Below are 3,299 nucleotides of genomic sequence, written 5' to 3'. Positions count from 1 at the left end.
CCGGAGACGCAGACTGTCTGACGGTGAGGTTTTCTGTTGCCATTCATTGCCAATAATCACATATGATTTGGGCTTCAAAGGTGTTCCATTCTCGGGACAGGTGCCCAGCCAATCCTTTTAAGCCGCTCATAGAGCGAGTTTTCTGGGGTTTTGATCACAATTAACAGGCCGTCAAACTCGCCGCAGTAACGCAGATTTTTCTAAACAATGACGGCTCAGGTGCCTGACTCATGCTTGGCTCGGGCAAGATTTAAATTGAATGCGGACTCAATCATTGTCGTACTCTGAAAAGTGGGCTGTGATCGGTCCTTGGTATAACCAACGTAACTGAAGATTTCGCTCGACTTAGCGCAACATAAAGCTTGCATCTGCCGTAAACTGTATCGCCAAAGCTTGCACGATCGCAGTGCATGATCATTACGTTGTCGCATTCCAGCCCTTTTGCCTTATGGACAGTAGCCAAAGATTTTGGGCGAGGTTTTGGACGTAGAATTGTCCGTTTCATCGAGATTTCAGCATACGCTTTGGCCGGGTCTTCGAATTCTGAAAGCCGTTGAGATTCCCAAAACTCTCTGTGTTGGTCAATTTTCACATCGGCAAATCCTGGGGCACGATTATCAATAAACGTTCCTATCTTGGCTATCGCACGCGCTAAGCCAACGTGGCTTGGCTGATCTGTGAGAAATTTTGCAAGAACTTGAATACTACCGGGTTTTCCGGTTCGAACTTTTTTACAACCATTCTGGATCTCACTTTTGAGAGTTCGGCCATGGCTAGCCTCCGTAAATCCGACCCCAACAGCTTCCATGAATAGTATTAAGCAGTTGGCAACTTCTGAAGCGTTTCCTGTCGCCACCTGGATGTCCGCGACAAGTTTCGAAAGAGCATTTCTCGTGTGCCCCTCCCAAATCGGAACTCGTCGCCGCCAAAACGCACGAAGACTTTGAACCAAAGCGTTGTTGCTAGCCAAAACAAACATCTGGTTGCTTCGATCTAGGCACCTATCAATTGGCTGTCGGTCATTTCGAACAGCTAGATACCCTCCCCGATTCCTGGCTATATTATCTGAAAAAATCACCTGCACCGTTGGCGGCAATGCCCTAGTAAGATCGATAATCCCATCGGCTAAAAGTCGTTCACGTGCTTCTAGCACCCAACTTCCCAGTTCAGAACAACCCTCTGCCTCGCGTTGCCACCGATGAGGAGTGTCCAACTCATCGTGAACGGATTGATTTACCAAGTTTTCCCAACGTTCACGATGAAGCGCCGCTGCTCGGGGATGTCTTTCGTAAATACTTTGCATTCGGTCACCAAAAATCCTGAGCTTTGCGCCTCCAGCAAACAAGCTCATGATGATGGCGTGGTGGTCAGGCGACGCGTCTTGATGCTCGTCACACACAATAACTGGATATCGACGTCCCAATGCCACCGAGATCATCGGATTTGCGGCAAGAAGCTCTGCAACCTTTGAAGCTAATAAGGGAAATCCGTTGTTCGCGTAAGCCCAAACGCTTAGATCGGCAGGTAAACCCAACGCTTGATGGTAGGCGCTTGCAATTTGCGATATCATTGCATCAATCGTTCGTATTTCGACCTTCTTACCAATCAGCCCTTTGGTTCGCTCAGCAAACACATCGCAGGCAGCGTTAGTGTGAGTAAGGATCAACATCCGACCCCGCTTCAAAGTCGGAGCAATGTCGTGAGCATATGCCGCGCCCTGAAAAGTCTTACCACAGCCAGCTGGTGCCTCAACGACTACTAACCGCTCGTCACTTCTTAACAAGTCAAAAACAGATTGGTCAGACATTCGGAAAATTTTCAGATACGGCTAAGTCCAGTGTTCCAAAGGTTGCCTTCAAAAGTGGTAAAAGCCTAGGGGACAAACTATCCCAACCGCCCAAAGAGATTGCTTTTTCCGCCAACTCAGCGCCGCCTGTTCTAGACTTAAACCAATCTCTACTTTGACTTTTCCACGCTTTTCCATCGCCTTCTGGAGCGCCAGCATTATTACCACTTGCTGTCTCAATAACTAACTGCTTCAAAGTTTTTCCGGTGGGGGCCAATGCTACACGAATGCTATCAAGGGTGCGTTCTTCTGCGCCAGATCGAATTTGCAAGTGTCTAAGTCGATTACCTAGTTTTTCATCTCCTTCTACTCCAATCAGTTCATGAATTCTATCATCTGGAATCGCAGCAATTACTGCTTCCTCAGTGCACCCTTCGGTCCACTGCAAAAGCAAATCGCCCATGGCAGCTTTCAGATTTCGCCAATTTCCGGCATCTCGGCCTTCGTTGTCGGCCAAACCCGCAAACTTCAATCCAGATTCAGACAGCGCGCGCAGCAGCGCTAAGGTGTGGTCGTTTCCTTGGCCATTGCAAACTCTAATTCCATGATCCAAAGGTTGGCTTCCCAACGCTTTCTCTAACAAATACTCCAGAAACCCTACTTCGGTTAGGCCTTCGGCAATAACCGCAACACGGGCAAGAAAAGTTTCTGGATCATTTTTCTGCTGAGTGCTCACCAGATCGGATCTCAGCGCTCCCAATTGGCTATGACTGTCCATGTACCAAAGACTAGCCTCTGGGACGCTGCTGATGGCAACTGGACTATGAGTAGTTATAAAGACTTGGCTATGCTGTTGGAGCAGACCGTTAAGAAGTTGGCGAAGGCGATACGGTTCCAAACCTCTTTCAATCTCGTCAATCGTTACCACCGTCGGATTTTCATCGTTAGAGGCTCCGATCTCCAAGCTGGCCAAACGCCGAGTCCCTGCTCCCCATGCGGACAACGGCAAATCTGTTTCCGGGGATTTGGCTGCCAGAAGTCCGACAAGGGCTCCAATCGAGATCCCCTGCGAGCTCACGAGCCCCAAGGAAATACCAGCTGGCAAAGCATTCTTCAGAAATCTTTCGTCCAACTTCGAAAGAGCTGTTTGGCCTGTTTCGTCCAACTCTCCCTGCAAATCTAAACTGGCAACTTTACTACCAATGCGAGAACGCAAAGCGGTATCACCTAAATGGCGATCTAACGCTGAACCATAGACAAGACGGAGGTCTTTGTCGTTTCGGTCGTCACTTGGAAGGGAAATTAGACCAATCTGGCGACGTAGCCCAACCGAAAAACGGATTGTGCTATCATCAGGCTGTACTATCTCCCAAAGGGCTTCCTGCTGTTCATTACCCGAAAACCGAAACCTATAAACTTCAACGTTATCAGCGGCTTCTCCATCAGCTTCCGGCAACACCGCGTCTGTACCATTCCAATGCCATGGGAAGGCCATGCTTGATTGGGTATTAAT

At 48.7% G+C, this 3,299-nt stretch carries 2 protein-coding genes; both read right to left on the bottom strand.

Features of this window, described 5'->3' with window-relative positions:
- Window positions 1–271: 271 nt before the first annotated feature.
- Window positions 272–1,807, bottom strand: coding sequence for a UvrD-helicase domain-containing protein (locus tag EGN72_RS00415; protein ID WP_127044702.1), 1,536 nt, complete (start codon window positions 1,805–1,807; stop codon window positions 272–274).
- Window positions 1,800–3,299: ATP-dependent endonuclease (locus EGN72_RS00410; protein ID WP_127044701.1), on the bottom strand; the 1,500-nt coding region annotated here is incomplete at its 5' end. The genes EGN72_RS00410 and EGN72_RS00415, both read right to left, overlap by 8 nt.

Origin of the sequence: Pseudorhodobacter sp. E13 (genome assembly GCF_003991405.1) — a bacterium.
Taxonomy (GTDB): domain Bacteria; phylum Pseudomonadota; class Alphaproteobacteria; order Rhodobacterales; family Rhodobacteraceae; genus Pseudorhodobacter.
This window is presented reverse-complemented; position numbering and strand designations above follow the sequence as displayed.